18 protein-coding genes are annotated in these 17,865 nt (G+C 33.8%); 5 read left to right on the top strand and 13 right to left on the bottom strand.

What is annotated here, in order from left to right; genetic code table 11:
* Window positions 1-124: 124 nt before the first annotated feature.
* From CKV65_RS10000 to CKV65_RS09980, 5 genes are read right to left on the bottom strand one after another with little or no spacing between them, the layout of a single operon-like run.
* The gene (locus CKV65_RS10000) at window positions 125-1,642 is read right to left on the bottom strand and encodes a phosphohexomutase domain-containing protein (protein ID WP_197695381.1); all 1,518 of its coding nucleotides are present in this window, start codon (window positions 1,640-1,642) and stop codon (window positions 125-127) included.
* 45 nt (window positions 1,643-1,687) lie between these two features.
* Entirely contained in the window at window positions 1,688-3,454 is a 1,767-nt protein-coding gene (recQ, locus tag CKV65_RS09995; protein ID WP_036254590.1) for a DNA helicase RecQ, read from the bottom strand.
* Window positions 3,447-4,328 carry an NAD(P)-dependent oxidoreductase gene (locus CKV65_RS09990; RefSeq protein ID WP_071601707.1) on the bottom strand — a complete coding sequence of 294 codons (882 nt, stop codon included), beginning with the start codon at window positions 4,326-4,328 and terminating at the stop codon, window positions 3,447-3,449. Before CKV65_RS09990 ends, recQ begins: the two co-directional genes overlap by 8 nt.
* A 21-nt stretch (window positions 4,329-4,349) precedes the next feature.
* Window positions 4,350-4,808, bottom strand: a complete 459-nt coding sequence (locus CKV65_RS09985) for a metal-dependent hydrolase (protein WP_027889971.1) — start codon at window positions 4,806-4,808, stop codon at window positions 4,350-4,352.
* A gap of 20 nt (window positions 4,809-4,828) precedes the next feature.
* On the bottom strand, window positions 4,829-5,290 hold the full coding sequence (locus tag CKV65_RS09980; protein WP_027889970.1) for an HPP family protein: 462 nt from the start codon (window positions 5,288-5,290) through the stop codon (window positions 4,829-4,831).
* A gap of 178 nt (window positions 5,291-5,468) precedes the next feature.
* Between CKV65_RS09980 and CKV65_RS09975 the strand changes: the two genes are divergently transcribed.
* Window positions 5,469-6,077, top strand: coding sequence for a TetR/AcrR family transcriptional regulator (locus CKV65_RS09975; RefSeq protein WP_231922675.1), 609 nt, complete (start codon window positions 5,469-5,471; stop codon window positions 6,075-6,077).
* Between the two features lie 161 nt (window positions 6,078-6,238).
* Window positions 6,239-7,459, top strand: a complete 1,221-nt coding sequence (locus CKV65_RS09970; RefSeq protein WP_027889968.1) for a dicarboxylate/amino acid:cation symporter — start codon at window positions 6,239-6,241, stop codon at window positions 7,457-7,459.
* 51 nt (window positions 7,460-7,510) lie between these two features.
* Here CKV65_RS09970 and CKV65_RS09965 read toward each other — a convergent pair whose 3' ends face one another.
* From CKV65_RS09965 to rpsO, 6 genes are all read right to left on the bottom strand, one after another.
* Window positions 7,511-8,113: a DUF1847 domain-containing protein gene (locus CKV65_RS09965; protein ID WP_027889967.1), complete on the bottom strand. Its 603-nt coding sequence runs from the start codon at window positions 8,111-8,113 to the stop codon at window positions 7,511-7,513.
* A 109-nt stretch (window positions 8,114-8,222) separates the two neighbouring features.
* Complete coding sequence (locus tag CKV65_RS09960; RefSeq protein WP_027889966.1) at window positions 8,223-8,831, bottom strand: LysE/ArgO family amino acid transporter; 609 nt, start codon at window positions 8,829-8,831, stop codon at window positions 8,223-8,225.
* A gap of 91 nt (window positions 8,832-8,922) precedes the next feature.
* On the bottom strand, window positions 8,923-9,840 hold the full coding sequence (gene murB, locus CKV65_RS09955) for a UDP-N-acetylmuramate dehydrogenase (RefSeq protein ID WP_027889965.1): 918 nt from the start codon (window positions 9,838-9,840) through the stop codon (window positions 8,923-8,925).
* 18 nt (window positions 9,841-9,858) lie between these two features.
* On the bottom strand, window positions 9,859-10,341 hold the full coding sequence (gene trmL, locus CKV65_RS09950; protein WP_027889964.1) for a tRNA (uridine(34)/cytosine(34)/5-carboxymethylaminomethyluridine(34)-2'-O)-methyltransferase TrmL: 483 nt from the start codon (window positions 10,339-10,341) through the stop codon (window positions 9,859-9,861).
* Window positions 10,342-10,357: 16 nt separating this feature from the next.
* The gene (locus tag CKV65_RS09945; protein ID WP_027889963.1) at window positions 10,358-12,430 is read right to left on the bottom strand and encodes a polyribonucleotide nucleotidyltransferase; all 2,073 of its coding nucleotides are present in this window, start codon (window positions 12,428-12,430) and stop codon (window positions 10,358-10,360) included.
* Window positions 12,431-12,612: 182 nt separating this feature from the next.
* The gene (gene rpsO / locus CKV65_RS09940; RefSeq protein ID WP_027889962.1) at window positions 12,613-12,879 is read right to left on the bottom strand and encodes a 30S ribosomal protein S15; all 267 of its coding nucleotides are present in this window, start codon (window positions 12,877-12,879) and stop codon (window positions 12,613-12,615) included.
* Between the two features lie 231 nt (window positions 12,880-13,110).
* Here rpsO and CKV65_RS09935 point away from each other — a divergent pair, with 231 nt between their 5' ends.
* Window positions 13,111-13,827 (top strand): HAD family hydrolase, encoded by a 717-nt coding sequence (locus CKV65_RS09935; RefSeq protein WP_027889961.1) that lies wholly within the window; start codon window positions 13,111-13,113, stop codon window positions 13,825-13,827.
* A 54-nt stretch (window positions 13,828-13,881) separates the two neighbouring features.
* On the opposite strand, the gene CKV65_RS09930 is transcribed toward CKV65_RS09935, so the two are convergent.
* Together CKV65_RS09930 and CKV65_RS09925 are read right to left on the bottom strand one after the other, a co-directional pair.
* Complete coding sequence (locus tag CKV65_RS09930) at window positions 13,882-15,171, bottom strand: MFS transporter (protein WP_036254587.1); 1,290 nt, start codon at window positions 15,169-15,171, stop codon at window positions 13,882-13,884.
* Between the two features lie 87 nt (window positions 15,172-15,258).
* Window positions 15,259-15,963: a hypothetical protein gene (locus CKV65_RS09925; protein WP_027889959.1), complete on the bottom strand. Its 705-nt coding sequence runs from the start codon at window positions 15,961-15,963 to the stop codon at window positions 15,259-15,261.
* A gap of 99 nt (window positions 15,964-16,062) precedes the next feature.
* On the opposite strand from CKV65_RS09925, the gene CKV65_RS09920 reads away from it, so the two are divergent.
* The gene (locus CKV65_RS09920) at window positions 16,063-16,962 is read left to right on the top strand and encodes an NAD(P)-dependent oxidoreductase (RefSeq protein ID WP_331715176.1); all 900 of its coding nucleotides are present in this window, start codon (window positions 16,063-16,065) and stop codon (window positions 16,960-16,962) included.
* Window positions 16,963-17,110: 148 nt separating this feature from the next.
* Window positions 17,111-17,764: a DUF3592 domain-containing protein gene (locus tag CKV65_RS09915; protein ID WP_027889957.1), complete on the top strand. Its 654-nt coding sequence runs from the start codon at window positions 17,111-17,113 to the stop codon at window positions 17,762-17,764.
* The last annotated feature ends 101 nt before the right edge of the window (window positions 17,765-17,865 follow it).

Below are 17,865 nucleotides of genomic sequence, written 5' to 3'. Positions count from 1 at the left end.
TAATTCACCTCTATGGATTTAGTACTTTATTATTTGTTTAAATTATACCTTAAAGTAATTTGATGTACAATTACTTTATAGAAAATAAGCCATTAGTTTTTACTAATGGCTTATTTTCATTTGCTTATTTATCCAATACAGAAATATCTAATTGGTCAAATCCACCTAAAATTTCTTTCATCATAGCTGTGATTTTTGCACAATCGCCTTCACCATTGCCTTCTACATTAAGAGGCATATTAGGGTCATGCAAAGATTGACGAAGTAATGCCCAGCCATTTGCTTCACCTTTAAAGCTAAGACGCACACCTTCATAATTTGGTGTCACAATATGATAGCCTTTTTCTTTAGCGCGGGCAGTAAATACTTCTAAAACTTTTGCACCATACGCTTTGAAATCTTCACCTTTTAATTTTAAGCGGTATTCTGCTGTTTCAAATTGTGGTTCAAGTTTTTCAATCAAGCTATTTAAAGTCTTGCCTTCTGCTTTTGTCTGTGCTGCAGCAATCAAGAGTTTAACAGCCATATATGCGCCATCATCAAGATAATAATTTTCTTTAAGTGCACCATGACCGCTTGTTTCAATGGCAAGTGGAGATACTATGCCTTCTTCATTTAAGCGTTTGCATTCATTGATTACATTTTTATAACCACGTTGGAAACGATGATGTTTTAAATGTAATTCACCTTCTAAAAATGCAGTTAATTTATCTGAAGTTACGGAGTCTGTAACAATAGTAGAATTTGGATAATCTTTCACTAAGATAGCAGCCATCATAGCGATGAGTGCATCGCGATTTACTTCTTGACCATCACTGAATACAGCAGACATTCTGTCTACATCAGTATCAAAAATCAAACCTAAATCAGCTTTATTATTGAGTACTGCTCCACGAATAGCATCCATAGCTTCTTTATTTTCTGGATTTGGAATGTGATTTGGAAAATGTCCATCTGGGTCTAAATATAAGCTACCTGTTGTATCTGCACCTAATTGTGCCAAAACCTTTTGTGCAAAAAATCCGCCAGCACCATTACCAGCATCTACTACGATATGATTGCCAGTAAGTGGTTTATCATAATTGTCTTTGCTATTTATGCCTTCACGAATTTTAGTACAGAGATTTTCAGCGTATAAAGAAACTAAATCAAATTTTTCTACATTGCTGATATCTGCTGTCTGTTCCGTCAATTCACAAGCAATATTTAGCATATCAGTGAGGTCTTTCTTTTCCATACCGCCATTTTCTGGTTCAAAGAATTTAATACCATTGCGATTAAATGGAAGATGGCTTGCAGTAATCATCATAGAACCATCATATTTTGTTTCCGGATATACTAAAGACATAAACATAGCTGGAGTTGTAGCCATAGAACAATCAATAGCAATAGCACCTTGAGCTACAATTGCCATTAAAGCTTGCTGTTTTAACATTGGCGCAGAAATACGTGAATCGTGACCAACTGCAATTTTTAATTCACTTGCTTTTTTACCGCTTTTTTTGCTGAGCCATACGACAAAAGCTTGTACAATACGGTTAGCATATTCTGGTGTCAATGTGACTGGTTCATCAACTACGCCTTCAACAGCCACCCCTCTGACATCACTGCCATTTTGCAGTTTTAAAATTGGATTAATCATTACAAGTCCCCCTCAAAATCTTAATATATATATTTAAAATCATGTCTAAGACACGAATTTTTTTATCACATTTAAAAACTCACTGCCGTATTTATTGAGTTTAAATTCACCAATTCCCCTAATATGACTCATATCTTCTAACGTCACAGGCATTTTTTGTGCCATTTCTATAAGTGTAGCATCTGAGAAAATCATATACGGTGGCAATTTAGCTTTTATCGCTAATTCTCGGCGCACTAAGCGCAATTTTTCAAATAAATCACCTTTAGCCTCAGCTTTATTAATTGTTACAACTTTTTGCCAAACCTTTTTTTGACCACGCAACACTTGCCAAGATAGTGCATTTAATTTTAAAACAGGATATTTGCTCTCTGTAATATTCAAATACTGCATAGCCGTTAAGCGCAAAATTAAATCACTTATTTGCTTTATAGTCAAATCTCTCATCAAGCCATACGTCGATAATCGTTCAAAATTAAATTGTTTCATGTGCATACTTTTTGAACCTTTTAAAATTTCTGCTACTATCTTTACGCCAAAACGTTCATGTACACGATATACACATGATAAAATTTTCTGTGCTTCAATGGTGATATCGACAAATTCACCTTCTATTTTACAATTGCTACAATTATCACACGTTTCATCTACATCTATTTCACCAAAATAATGCAGGATAAACGCTCTTAAACACTGCGGTGTATGGCAATAATCCACCATGGATTGCAATCTTTTATATTCTAATTGTTGCCGAATTTGACTTTCAGTTGATTTACCTATTAAAAATTTTTGAAGTTGTGTATCTTGCGGACTGTATAATAATATGCAACTTCCCGGCAAACCATCTCGACCAGCTCTACCCGCTTCTTGATAATACGCTTCCATATTTTTAGGCATATTATAATGAATGACATAACGAACATTAGGTTTATCTATGCCCATGCCAAAAGCATTTGTTGCCACCATTACTGAAATATCATCATATAAAAAATCTTCTTGCATTTTATTTCGTGCTTCATCGCTCATACCTGCATGATAGCGACCTGCTTTTATGCCTTTTATTTCTAATAAAGCTTGCAGGGCATCTACATCTTTTCGCGTTCCCGCGTAAATAATGCCCGCTTCATTTAAATGCTTTTGTACATAATCTACAACAAATTTATCTTTATTCTCTCCACGCAGTACAGAAAAATATAAATTAGGCCTATCAAAGCCTGTTACAAATACATTCGGATTATTAAGACCTAGTAATTTTATAATATCCTCTTTTACTTCTGGCGTGGCAGTCGCCGTAAATGCCCCAATTAAAGGTTTTTCAACCAAAGACTGAACAAAGGTCAATATATTTTTATAACTAGGGCGAAAATCATGTCCGCATTGTGATAAGCAATGAGCTTCATCAACGGCAATCATGCTTATTGGTAAATTTTTAAATATCGCTGGCAAATACTCTGGCGTAAGCCTTTCCGGTGCTATATAAATTATCTTATAATATCCAGCTGCAATTCCCTGCAAACTATGCGCAAATTCAGTTTTATCAATAGAACTATTGATGTACACAGCCGAAATTCCCAACTCTTTTAAACTATCAACTTGGTCTTTCATCAATGAAATAAGCGGTGATATAACCAATGTAATACCCGAAAAAAGCAACGCTGGTATTTGAAAACAAATGGATTTTCCTGCACCCGTAGGCATTATAGCAACTGTATCTTTGCCACTTAACAAACTTTTTATAACTTTTGCTTGACCGGAGCGGAAATCTTCATAACCATAAAACTTTTTTAAAATGGATTTTGCTTTATCATACATCATAGTATTTCAACAAAGCTTGTGTTCCATCATTTTCATAACCATTTTCAGCTAATTTTTCATATAAAGATTTTGCTAATTTCAATCCCGGTAAATCTAAATTCATTTCTTCCGCTGACTCTATGGCTATCTTCATATCTTTAATGAAATGTTTAATAAAAAAGCCCGGTACAAAATCACCTTTTAACATTCTCGGTGCTAAATTACTGAGTGACCACGAACCAGCTGCACCAGTAGAAATGACATTTAATAAATCCTCTGGATTTAAGCCACATTTTTTTGCATAAGCAATGGCTTCACAAACACCCATCATATTAGAAGCAATAGCTATTTGATTGCTCATCTTCGCATATTGACCAGAACCTACTTTACCAAAATAGCAAATGGTTTTTCCCATAGCTTCAAAAATCGGCAAAACTTCTTCATAAACTTCTTTATCGCCACCAACCATGATGGCAAGTGTAGCATTTTTAGCACCTACATCACCGCCAGATACAGGTGCGTCTAATGCTTTTATTTCATATTTTTTAGCTTCTGTATATATTTCTTGTGCTAATTTAGGACTAGATGTCGTCATATCTATAATCGTGCTATTAGGTTTTAAATTCTTGATTACGCCATTTTCACCTAAATAGATTTCTGCTACATCTTGAGGATAGCCTACCATAGAGATGATTACATCTACATTTTTAGCTAAATCCATTGCGCTATCAAACCATTTAGCACCTTTAGCTAATAAACTTTCAGCTTTTTGTTTAGTTCGCGTATAAATCATGACATCATAACCTGCTTTTAAAAGATTATCTGCCATTGATTTTCCCATAACACCAATTCCAATAAAACCAATTTTATTTTTCTGCATAAATTTCACCACTTTCTTCTGTTTATTTAGATTTTATTTCAACATAAATTTATAATACAAAGCAGCCAAACAAATTGTATAGCTTATAAAATATTCCCATGAACTTCCCACACGAAACAATTTTATTCCTATTTTCTTCTTTCTCCATATAAGCGGTACTTTGCCACAAATTCCATCTTCAAGAATGTGTAACAAAGCTCCCACACAGACAAATATAGGTAATTTAGCTATTTCCCAAGACAAATCATGCAGTATGCCTATTTCATGCAAATAATATAAAACAGCGATTATCGCTAAATAAGGAACTGTCCAATGTGTATTTTGGCGGTGCTTTGAACGCCATTTCCAATAAGCTTTACTCTCTTTTGGTGGTTTACCTTCTAACCTATCAGGCAATACACTACCCAAAAAACTATACGCTGCATATAAAAGATTTCCTGTTCCTGCAAATACAACTACTGTTGTAACTAATTTATGATTAGCCCACTTCACCTGAATTCTCCTTAAATTTATTATCTACGCCATAAAGGATAATCTCTATGTAAAATAAAACGATTGTAAATTATAGCTATAAGAACTAATAAACAAATTCCAGGAACTACATCAAACAAAAAATAATGCACGATACCCTGTTCATTTGCCTTCAATAATATAATTGGCATAGCAGCAGATGGCGGATGAATTGCTTTAAACCAAGATTTAACCAACATAGCTATAGCTACACCTAAAGCGTAAACAATCCAATTATGCCCTAAAGTATAAGCTACTAAAATTCCCACAGTACTCGTAATAATATAGCCTAAAATAATATTTCTCGGCTGAGCATATTCACTATCATACAACAAAAAAGCAATTATACTCGTAGCACCAAACGGTGCTAATAATAAATTATTATCAATAGAGTCAGATACTAAAGCAACGATACCTATACCGAAAAAAATGCCAATAGCTGACAATATCTCATCCTTTTTCATAAAATTGAAATCCTTTATATTTTTTCATTAAATCTAATTGCCATTATATCAAAAAACAAAATTAATTTATAGCATGCTATTGAAAAACTATTCTTGTTTGAGAAAAAAGATAAATGCCATTATAATATATTTTAAAGAAAACGAACCGCATTCATTTTTATAAAATACAAATAAATAGGTGATTATTTTGGAATACAATCTCAGTAAACGTGAAGCAAAAAAAATAAAATCAAAGAAAACGATAATTCAATCTGCTATTATGTTATTTGCTCAAAAAGGCTTAAAAGATACAGCTATTGCGGATATCATGCAAAAAGCTAATTTAGGTATTGGTACATTTTACAATTATTTCCAATCAAAAGATGATTTATTGCGCAGTTTACTAATTCAATTAGCTATGAACATTCGACAACATTATCTTGAGTCTTTAAACAAAGAAAAAACACAAGCACAAATACTAGAAGGACTCGTTTTATACACGGCAAATCTATTAGACCAAAACCGTTTTATTTTGCCATTATTCATGCGCGCTGTAGATAAAAGCGCTTTAACAATGAAGCCTCATGTTTCGATAAAAAAACCGCTTCCTTTTAAAGATATCTTTGATGAAATCATCAAAACCGGACAAGATAATGGCGAATTTCGCAATGATATACCGGCTGAAATCATAACTGAAATGTTTCATTCTCTATTTCAATCCGCTTCATTTAGTAGCTTACCACTCAAATATCAAGACAACATTCGTTATAAACTGAATTTAATTCTTTCAGGAATTATTTTAAAATAAACTATGTACGTATACAAAAAACAAATACACATTTAACAGATATTTTTAATTTATTTATCCATAAAATTACAGTATAGTTGTAAATTTTCTCCAAAAAGAGTATAATTTCGTTATATTATTTTTACATAATATGGAAATATATTTTTAAGGAGAACTCTATAATGACAGCAAAAACGATTATTAATAAGCTTGGTACACTTATTTTAATCGCCATGATTTTGGGCATTGTTGTTGGTTTAGTCTTAGGTGAAACCGCACAAATTTTCGCACCAATTGGCGATTTATTCATGCAATTAATCAAAATGGTTGTAGTACCAATGGTTTTCTTCTCTTTGATAGGTGGTGCAGCTTCACTAGGAAATTCTAGTTCTGCTGGTAAAATCGGTCTATTAACATTCGTTTATTACACAATTACTACTGTTATCGCCACTGCTATCGGACTTGTCTTCAGCTTAATTTTCAAACCTGGTGAAGGTATCAGTTTAGCTAGTTTAGGTGTGCAGGCTTCTAGTGAATATGCTGATAAAGGCGGTATCCCTGGATTTTGGGAAACTTTAATCGGTTTTGTTCCTGCAAATCCTTTCGAAGCACTCGTATCTGGTAATATTTTACAAATAATCGTATTTAGCTTATTTATTGGTTTCGCTATTGCTAATTTAACAGGCGAAAAAAAGGAATTTTTACTTAAATTCTTTAACTATATGACTGAAGTTACTGTAAAAATTATGACTGCTATCATGTGCATCGCACCACTTGGTGTATTTGGCTTGATGGCTGGTTCTATCGGTAAATTCGGTTCAGAAATCTTAGTAAAACTCGTTTATTTAGTAGTATTATATATCGTTGTTCTTGCAATCATTAACTATGGTATTATCGGTGGTAGTGTTGCTATGTTCTCTAAATGCACTACATTTAAGCAATTCTTCAAATCCATGTACAAAGTTCAACTTTTTGCATTCACTACAGCTTCTTCCATGGCTACTTTGCCACTCAATATGAAGACAACTATTGAAGAATTGCACGTTTCAAGAGAAACTACTTCTTTTGCACTTCCACTCGGTGCTACTATCAATATGAATGGTAATGCTGCTTATTATGCTATGGCTGCAATCTTCTTTGCACAGATGTTTGGTGTTGAACTCACATTCACACAATATATCGCAATCATCTTCACATCTACAGTTGGTGCTGTAGGTCAAGCAGGTGTACCTGGTCCTACACTTTTAGTTGTTGCAGTTCTCATGTCTGCTAACATTCCAATTGAAGCACTTCCAATTTTATTTGGTGTTGACCGTATCTTCGATATGCTTCGTACCGCTGTAAATATCACAGGTGATGCTGCTTGTGCAACTATCGTTGATAGATTTAGAACAAAAGCTTAATATTCATTAATTTAATAGATAAGCCACAAGATAATTTCTTGTGGCTTATTTTTATATCTCATGTTCTTCCATTAATTTTAGTTTTTTACGCCAATAACGCGAATAAATTACGCCAAGTGGATTATGAGCAAGAACTCTATCTTTAGCGACCAATGTAGTTACAGGACCGAAACAATTTTTATTGAATATCGCATCATGACCTACACATAAACCACAAGAAATGAATAATTCGCAGCCAGCTTCATTTAAAAATTCAGCTTGGTATTTTGGATTGCACATACTTTCATTTGTACTTTTAGGATTTACTTTTTTTAATCCTAATTTATCTTTTGGTATAGCGCAATTTTTACAACAAATAGATACTACTTCAAATTCACGTGCTAAAAATTTATTGATTAAATGTGCTTCTTTATTTAAACCAATACAAAATGCTAAACCCAATTTTTTATATCCCATTTGTTTAGCAAATTCTACTATTTCCTCTAAACGTGTAAGCTCACTGTAATATGTAGCTTCCACAAAGGCTGCTGCTTTCATTATTTTTTTCTCTTCATCCGTATATAAATCAAGCACTTCTTCTTGATTTATTTTTTTGCAACTAATGCCTTTTCCTGCACAGATATGATTTTTACAATTCGCACAATCGCCTATCATGCTTATCCCTCCATCAATAATTTATTTTATTATACAACAAAACCCTAAAAGTACTAAAACTCTTAGGGTTTTAATCAAGATAATTCCAAAATTTAATTATATGTATAATTCATAATAAATCTAAACAAAACATATATAATAAATTCAATCCATATAAAAACAAAATGATAGAACAAATAAAATTAATATATTTAACAAATCTATATAATTTATTTATAAATTTATGTGCTATAAAAGCTAATGAAGAAAACCATAAACAAGAAGCGATACAAACTCCTATGATAAAATATATAGAACTATCCCCATCTAAAGATGTTCTAAAGCTACCTAAAATCAATGAACCATCAATAATAGCTTGAGGATTTAACCATGCGACAGAAAAAGCCGAAACAATTATTTTTGACAATCTATAATCATAAGTTGATTTTATTTCTAATTTACTATTCGTTCTCCATAAATCAAAAGCAATATAGAAAATGACCATCGCTCCAATAAACATCACAAAATCACGTAAAAATTTATATTTATCTAATAAAATTCCAATACCTAAATAACAACTAATAGCCAACGAAATATCAAATATAATTACAAATATCGTAGTCAGACAAATTATTTTTACATTTCTTTGCATAGCAGAATTAATAACATACATATTTTGTATGCCAATGGGCATAACATAAGCCAATCCAAATAACAAGCCCTGCATAAAATATATCATTTTTATATCCTTAATAATCAATAATTTATTTTTAATTTAAATAAAAAACTATAGCAAAATAAATTCTTTGCTATAGCTTTTATGTTATATTTTATTGTTCACCAATCATTTTAACTTCTGGATATAGTTTTACTCCATGTTTTTCATAAACACGTTTTTGCACTTCAGCAATTAAATCAAGAACATCTTGTGCTGTTGCTCCACCGATATTAACGACAAATCCAGCATGTTTTTTAGAAACCTGAGCTCCCCCTACAGTGAGTCCTTTAAGTCCTGTTTGGTCAATTAAAGTTCCAGCAAAATATCCTGGTGGGCGTTTAAATGTACTACCAGCACTTGGAAGTTCAAGTGGTTGCTTTGCTTCACGGCGCGCAGTTAAGTCTGCCATTTTAGCTTGTATTGCTTCTTTATCGCCAAAAGATAATTCTAATTCAACCTCTAAAATTAAATCACCATTATCTTGAAAAGCACTATGACGATAACCAAATTGTGCTTGTTCATTCGTATAATGAACAACTTCACCATTTTTATTTACAGTTGTAACGGATTTTACAACATTTTTTATTTCTCCGTCATATGCTCCAGCATTCATAAAGATGCAACCGCCAATACTACCTGGAATACCTACAGCAAATTCAATGCCTGTAAGACCACAAGCACCAGCAAATTTAGATACATCTGCCATAAGTGCTCCGCACTGAGCATGTATAGTAGTTCCATCTTGTGTTATCTTAGCAAAACGTTCGTTTAAATTTACAACAATACCTCTAATCCCTTTATCCATTACGAGAAGATTTGAACCATTGCCAAGCATTGTAAACGGTACATCATATTTACGGATTGTCTTTATAACTGACATTGCTTCTTCCACTGTAGATGGCATTACAAAGCAATCAGCTGGCCCCCCGATTTTAAATGTAGTATGTTTAGACATTGGTTCATTGAGTAAAACAGCATCTTGTGGTAATGACTGCTTTAATTCATCTATACAATCTTGCAAATTTTGCATGGTAATTACGTCCCCCTATCAATCCAAGTGGTCGCGTCCAATTTGTTTTAAATTAGCAAAATCAAGCTGGCGCATAGCTTCGTAAGCTATAACAGCTACAGAATTTGATAAATTGAGAGAACGTGATTCACATGCCATTGGTATACGAATACAATCATCCCAATGTTCTTTCAAAATACTTTCTGGAATACCTGCCGTTTCTTTACCAAAAACCAGCATATCATCCATACCATATTTAACATCACTGTATACATGAGCTGCTTTTGTTGTAGCAAAATGGAATTTATGGTCTTTATACAATGCTAAAACTTCTGCGAAATTTTCATGATAATGAACCTTTACTAAATGCCAATAATCAAGACCTGCACGTTTTAAATATTTATCATCTGTTGAAAAACCTAATGGTTTTACAAGATGAAGTTCAATGCCTGTATTAGCACAAAGACGAGCAATATTACCTGTATTTGCCGGTATTTCCGGTTCAATTAAAACAATATGCAAAGTTTTTCACCAGCCCTTATTTTAAAAGCACTTTATGCGAAACATTTATTCTACCTTGACGGTCAATTTCTGTAACTCGTACATCTAATTCATCGCCAACTTTTACAACATCTTCGACTTTACCTACACGTTCTTTAGCAAGTTGAGAAATATGGCATAAACCTTCTTTGCCTGGTAAAATTTCTACAAATGCACCGAAATTCATGATACGTGTAACTTTACCTTTATATGTTGCGCCAACTTCTACTTCACGAGTTAATGTATCTATTATTTCCTGTGCTCTTTGAGCAGAAGCTCCGTCCGGTGCTGTAATAAATACATTACCATCATCATGAATATCTATTTGAACGCCTGTTTCATCGATGATTTTTTTAATAGTTTTACCGCCAGGTCCGATTACGTCGCGGATTTTATCAACAGCGATTTTCATTGTATTAACACGTGGTGCATATGGAGATAATTCTTTATTAGGTTCATTGATGCATTCGAGCATTTTTCCTAAAATAAATTCACGACCACGTTTAGCTTGAGCAAGCGCAGAAGCTAAGATTTCTCTGCTAATACCTGCTACTTTAATATCCATCTGAATAGCAGTGATACCATCAGGTGTACCTGCTACTTTAAAGTCCATATCACCAAGAGCATCTTCCATGCCTTGAATATCTGTCAAAATAGTATAAGCATCGCCATCTTTTACAAGTCCCATTGCGCAACCAGATACAGGTTTTTTAATTGGTACGCCTGCATTCATTAAAGAAAGTGTACTAGCGCATACACTACCCATGGAGCTTGAACCGTTAGATTCTAAAACTTCGGATACGAGACGAATAGTATATGGGAATTCAGTTTCAGATGGAATAACTGGAACTAATGCACGTTCTGCAAGTGCACCATGACCGATTTCACGACGACCAGGGCTACGCATTGGACGAGCTTCACCAACGGAATAACCAGGGAAATTATAATGGTGAATATAATGTTTTGGTGTATCATCGCCGATACCATCAATAACTTGTTCATCACCTAAAGCACCAAGTGTAGTGATATTTAAAATCTGTGTCTGTCCACGTGTGAAGAGTGCACTGCCATGTGTACGAGGTAAAAGACCAACTTCACAACTGATTGGACGAACTTCTTCTAAGCCACGACCATCTGGACGAATTTTTTCATGTGTAATCATATGACGTACAATACCTTTTAAGGTTTTATAAAGTACGTAATCTATTTCCATGTCCATTTCTGGATAAAGTTCAAGGAAATGTTCTTTTGCTTCTGCTTTTACTTCTGCTACATGTTCATCACGGCGCAATTTATCTGCATCGCGTACTGCAGCATTTAATTTATCATAAGTGTATTCATGAATAGCATTAACGAGTTCTTCTGGAACTTCAAATAATTTTGGTTGATGTTTTTCTTTACCGCACTGTGCAGCCATATCTTTTTGGAATTGAACTAAACGTTTAATTTCTTCATGACCGAATAAAATAGCTTCTAATACGACATCTTCTGGTAATTCATTTGCACCAGCTTCAACCATCATTACAGCATCATAAGAACCTGCTACTGTTAAATTCAAATCAGATTTTGCACGTTGTTCAACAGTTGGATTGATTACAAATTCACCATCAACACGACCTACACGCACACCAGCAATTGGGCCTAAGAATGGAATATCAGAAATAGAAAGTGCACAAGAAGCACCAATCATACCAGCGATTTCTGGAGCATTATCCTGTTCTACGGATAAAACAGTAGCTACAATCTGTACATCGTTACGATATCCTTCTGGGAAAAGTGGACGAATTGGTCTATCAATCAAACGGCTATTTAAAATAGCTGATTCGGATGGACGACCTTCACGTTTTATAAAACCGCCAGGAATTTTTCCTACGGAATACATTTTTTCTTCATAATCAACTGTTAAAGGGAAAAAGTCTACACCTTCACGTGGTTCAGCTGAAGCAGTTGCAGTTACGAGTACCACTGTATCACCATAACGAACGAGAACTGCACCATTTGCTTGTTTAGCCATTTTACCAGTTTCAACAACAAAACTACGACCGCCAAGTGTCGTTTCAAAAGTATACATTTTATTCCTCCTAATTATTAATAATATAATTCAATCAGGATAAATATTGCGGCTATAGTAAAGATATTAAACATCTTATCGATAACTAACAAAATATCTAATATCTTTACTATAGAGATTTACAATACCACAATATTTATCTTTAAAAGAAAAAGCGGGAAATGCTCCCGCTTCTTCATTAATTATTTACGTAAATTTAATTTTGCGATAAGAGCACGATAACGTTCTACATCAACATCATATAAGTAGCTCAAAAGTCTTCTACGTTTACCAACCATTTTTAATAAGCCACGACGGGAATGATGGTCTTTTTTGTTCTTTTTAAGATGTTCAGTAAGGTAAGCAATACGTGCAGTTAAAATAGCAACCTGTACTTCTGGAGAACCAGTATCTCCTTCATGAGTTGCATTATCTTGGATAATCTGTAATTTCTGTTCCTGAGTTAACATTTAATTTCCTCCTAAATATTTATTTCTCCCAATTCCACGATATCGTCGGAGTTGCGTCTGTCCTAGAACGGGAATGTCTATCATACATACGAAAATTAATATATCATAAATACTAGGAACTGTAAAGAAAAAGATTAATACATTTATTTTCTAACTTTAAATATATTTCAACTTCCTTGTATAATTGTTACAATATATTTGCATTTTATTTATACAAGAAAGGAATTTATCATGCTAACAGATAAAAAATTCATCTTTTTTGATATGGACGGCACATTGATTGATTCAGTCGGCGTTTGGAACCAAATCGACCAAAAACTCATCGAAAATCAAACCAATAAAATAGTTGATGAAATAATTATTCAAAACGACCGCGATACACAACTTCAAAAATTCAGCTCAGAAGTAAATCCTTATCTATGCTATTGCCAATATCTAAAAGAGAAATACAAATTCCAATTATCCCCAGAAGAAATCATAAAACTACGCTATGAAATAGCTCAAGATTTTCTTCAAAATATAATTGATTATAAACCGCAAGCCGATTTAATCATAAAAAAATTAAAAGAAAAAAATTTCACTCTTGCGATAACTACAACGACTAAACGAACTAATATGGAAATATACCGCACTTTAAATAAAAATATCATCTCTAAAGCACCACTTGATGAATATTTTGATTTGATTTACACACGTGAAGATGTTGCTAAAATTAAACCAAATCCAGAAGTTTATTTAAAAGCCATGCAAGCATTTAATGCTAAACTAGAACAGTGTATCGTCTTTGAAGATTCTTTAGTAGGCATTAAAGCAGCTAAAAATGCAGGTTTAAAAACGGTTGCTATCTATGATAAATACTCTAATAATGATATTGAAGAAATAAAACAACAAGCTGATTTTTTTATCAATAATTACGCCGAACTTCTTTCAATCATTGAAAACTTATAAATCAATATAAAAAAGGCTATGCTCTTGCATAGCCTTTTTCTTTATTAATCAATATTAATCAATTTCAATACCTTTTGTTTCTGGAACAGTAAACCACATGAAAATGAGTGCGATAGGATAAATAACAAATACAAGACTCATTGCACTAATCAAGCTTCCGCCTGTTGCCAAATAACCTATTATAGCAGGACCAAAACCAGATAAGCCGCGACCTGTACCAAAAATTATATTTTCAGCTGTAGAACGTGCTTCTGATGGATAATTTTCAGCGATGACAGCACCATAACCACCCATCATGCCATTTACAGTGAAACCTAATAAGAAACTGCCCCACAATAAACTTGTTTGACTTGTAAAGAAGAAGAAATATATTATGCAGTAAATTGTTCCGCAAATATACCAAAGAGCAAATGTTTTTTTACGGCCAATTTTATCAGCTAAGATACCAAATAAAATTATACCGATAATCATACCTGCAATAGAAATTACCATCCAACCACTTGTCTGAGCTAAACTATAACCATATTTTTGAGATAAAATTGTTGGCATCCAGCTAAATATCGCATAGTAACCAAAATTTTGTACTAAACACATTACAGTAAGACCGATTGTCGTAGCTGTGATTTTTTTAGTGGAAAATAATCTTTTAAGTGGCATACCTACTAAATGGTAATATTCTTTCTGTTCTTTTTCAGTAAGCGTTCCATTTTCTTTTTTAGCTAATAATTCTTTTTGACGCTGTTTTTTGCGTTGCCACAAAATAGGTTCTCTAAGATGCATACGCACATAAATTGCTATAAGTGCAGGAATTAAGCCTACAAGAAATACAGCACGCCAGCCAAACATAGGAACAATTATTGCTGGTATGATAGCAGCTAATAATACACCGCCTTGCCAACCAAGTGCTACCCAAGAAGTCGCTCTTGCTCTCATATCAGGTGCCCAAGTTTCTGTAACAATCGCCATACCAATGCCGAACTCGCCACCAATACCAAGACCAATTACAAAACGCAAAACTAGTAAAATTGTATAATCATTGACAAAATACATTAAAAAGGTAGCTACAGCAAATAAAATTATTGAAAATGATAACGTTCTTGTGCGTCCATATTTATCTGCCAATAATCCAAAAATATATGAACCTATCCACATACCAATAGTCGTTGCTAAGGTAAGATTACCCGCTTCAGCTGTTGTAAGCCCAAAATCCTTAATGATAAAAACTAAAATAAATGACAATAAAAACATATCCAGCCCATCAGCTGCATACCCAAGCACAGCACCAATTAAAGTTTTAATATAATGGTCTGCTTCTCCTTCTACATGTTTTTTTGCCTCCGTCATAAAAATCCTCCTCTTATTATCTTATATATCTATGTACAAAAATACATATATAATCTCAATAATTATACATGTATTTTTTGTAAACTCTTAAATATCCCAATGAATTTTTTCTGGTGGAGGACACGCATGGTCAATGGTGTTCAAAATCCAAGCAATATTATCATGTTTTGCTGAAAAAGCGACTTCCAATCCTTTTTTATACTGTTCTGGAATGTCCATATACGAAAGTGCTTTTCGCATATAATCAAGCGCTTCATCCTTCATCATACCTGTTGCCATAAGTTGCGCTTTAAAACGATAACCGTAGTACAGATAACTAATGTGTTTTACTGGTAAATTGCCGTAAGCTTGTATTTTTTCATCAATTTCACTTTCAGCCGTTTCAATATCGCGCATATCATGGAGTATGTTCCAGCGGTCTGCCCAAACTTCACCGCGTAAGATATATTTATACATATAATCTGTAGACTCAATGAGTTCTATCGCTAAATTGATATAACGAAGAGCATCTTCATATTTTTTATCTTCACGCAAACAAGAGGACAATCTCTGTAAAGCGTAAACCTTTTCTTCTACCTGTTCAGGATTTTCTTCATCAATTTCAACTTCTACTACAGAACGAAATAATTCTACAGCTTCATCTTTTTTCTTTAATTCTGGCATTGCCAAAAAATGAGCAAGACGTGCTCTACTTCTCCAATCATCAAAACCGCCAGCAAATAAACTCGCAGGTGGATGCGCTGGGGAATCCATTACATAATGTGTGAGTTCATGAAAATCATGACTGTTCATTAAAAACCCTCCAACCTTTCAATATAATCCTTTATTCACTAATCTAAAATGTTGTGTTAATGTTAAATTAACACTTTTACTAATGAATATATCTAATATATTCTATCACAAACTATCCTAAAAAGTGAGATTATTATCATGAAAATCGGTTTCATCGGTATCGGTCTTATGGGTGGTCCATTAGCTCGCAATCTCATTCGCGCCGGCAAAGATGTATATTTTTTTGCTAGAAATAAAGAACATATTGAAAAAACCCTAAGTGCTGGCCCTACAGGAAAACTCGTAAATTCTACTAAAGATTTAGCTGACTGTGATATTATTTTCACTTGTTTGCCACTACCGCAAACAGTTAAATCCGTAATGATAGAAGATGATGGGCTTTTAAATCATATGAAGCCGCATTCCGTGTATATCGACACAAGCACTATCGACCCGCATACGGCCGGAGAAATCGAAGCGTACGCCGCACGGAAAAACATTCATTATCTCGGCTGCACACTGGGGCTCGGTCCGGCGCAGGCGGAACTGGCACAGGAACCGATTTTCGCCGGCGGCGACAGAGCGACTTTCGACAGGTGCAAAGATATTCTGGATATCATCGGTTCGCCCGTCCACTATCTCGGCGGCGTAAAACAGGCTTACGCTTTCAAGATTATCAGCAATATGGTCGGCATGACCAATCTGGCCGTCTTAGCCGAAGGAATTCATCTGGCGCAGCGCTCCGGCATCGATACAAACCAGTTTTTGGAACTGCTCGCCATGACCGGCGGCGACTCCAATCAGCTGCACCGCCGCGGCCCGCTGATTATTGAAAAAGATTTTGCCAATCGTTTCGCGGTGGATTTAACCCTAAAAGATTTGACATTAGGCTGTGATATGGCGAAAAAAATGAACTATACGGCACAATTTACTGAAAAAGCCCGTGATTTTTACAAACAGGCTAAAGAAGAAGGCTACGGCAAAGAAGACTGCTGCGCCGTATATAAAGTTTTAAAATAAATTTGCAAAAGACAATGCTTATTATAACAAAGTATAAGCATTGTCTTTTATTTTTATAAAATCTTTTAATTTTACAAAAATTTAATCATATTTTTACCGAAAAAATATATAATTAAATAAATAACTGCTAAAAAGGAAGTGAAAGAATATGGATGATAATTTAATGATGTTTATTATATTTGTTTTTCTTTCAGCTATAATCAGTTCAGCCATTTTAATAAAATTTATATTCAGAAGAATAAACCGTAATAGACAAAAATATATCCGAAACAACCCTATAGAAAAAACAGACGGCATCTCCTCCAATGCAAACAATAAATCTCTGCTCGGTGCCGTTAAAAGTTTTTTACCGTTTGACCGTTGCCCCGGTCCCTTCATTTTAGGTTACGGCTACATTTTATTAATCCTTATTTTTATAACTCCCGGTATTTATTATAATTGCTTTTATGTAAAACAGACTGCTACGATAACCCAGCTTATACCTGACAATGACCCCAAACCCATAGATAAAGATGATAAACCGCCTGAAAATATGAACTTCATCTACGTAACGTACGAATATCAGGGACATATCTATAAAAATATTCCGACTGGAACGTCCAATAATTATTCCAGAATAGGTAATCATCTAGGTATATACATCAATCCGGAAAATCCTATCGATATACAAGAAAATCTTTTTGAAGACCCTGTACTCGTTTTGATATGCGTAGTTTTCGGCGCGATGGGCATTTTCTGTATTCTTTTAGATTTTTATCTGAAACAACGAAATAAACCAACTTTTTCCAATAAAAAATTATAAAAACAAAAAATTTGTCTTCTTTTGATAATTTTTTTAATGCATCATAATATGTGCTTTTAGCTAATTTTGTATAGTTTAATAGGGCTTTTAGAGTATATTTT

Source organism: Megamonas hypermegale (assembly GCF_900187035.1).
Taxonomy (GTDB): Bacteria; Bacillota; Negativicutes; order Selenomonadales; family Selenomonadaceae; genus Megamonas; species Megamonas hypermegale.
The sequence above is the reverse complement of the archived record's forward strand: the minus strand, read 5'-3'. Positions and strand labels throughout refer to the sequence as shown.